Annotated in this window: 1 protein-coding gene; it reads right to left on the bottom strand. The window is 66.3% G+C overall.

The features are described 5' to 3' along the window. A partial coding sequence (locus H0921_RS17600; protein ID WP_228500117.1) for a hypothetical protein occupies window positions 1-602 on the bottom strand: 602 nt, incomplete at both ends.

Genomic DNA, 602 nt, shown 5'->3' with positions numbered 1-602 from the left:
TACCCCGCAGCTTTCGCTGGTGCTTGATCGTCGCCCGCCGTTTGCGCTGCTCCGCGTCCGTCACCAGCGGCACCATCACCCCGTCGCAGCCAAAGTAGACCCGTGTCTTGGCCCGAGCCGACGCGGAAGACTTCGAGGGGGAAGCAGACGATGACGCTTTCGAGGCATTCGCTGGCGTGGCGGTGACAGTCGAAGCGTTCGCTGGCATGGCGGTGACAGTCGAAGCGTTTGCAGTCGAAGCGTTCGCTGGCATGGCGGTGACAGTCGAAGCGTTCGCGGTCGAAGTCGCCGCTGGCGTGGCGGTGACAGTCGAAGCGCTTGCGGTCGAAGTCGCTGCGGTGTCGGTCACGACGCAATCGGCGGCCGACCAGCCCGGCGTCAATGCCCCCGACTTCTGGGCGGCCAACACCTGCCGACCTTCCTGCTCCACCACTTGCCGCAACGTCTCCCGGCTCAACCTCAGCTGGGCCGCCCGCCTCAGATTCTCCGCTGCCGCCGCAAAGCTGGAACTGCCCGCATTGAGCCGACACACCAACTCCCGCACCCCCTGACTGATCGTCGCCTCCGCCACATCCAGCCAGCGATCGATCGGCGTCTGGGCA

Source organism: Thermogemmata fonticola (assembly GCF_013694095.1).
Classification (GTDB): domain Bacteria; phylum Planctomycetota; class Planctomycetia; order Gemmatales; family Gemmataceae; genus Thermogemmata; species Thermogemmata fonticola.
Note: the sequence above shows the minus strand (reverse complement) of the source record. Positions and strands in the feature narration are given on the sequence as shown.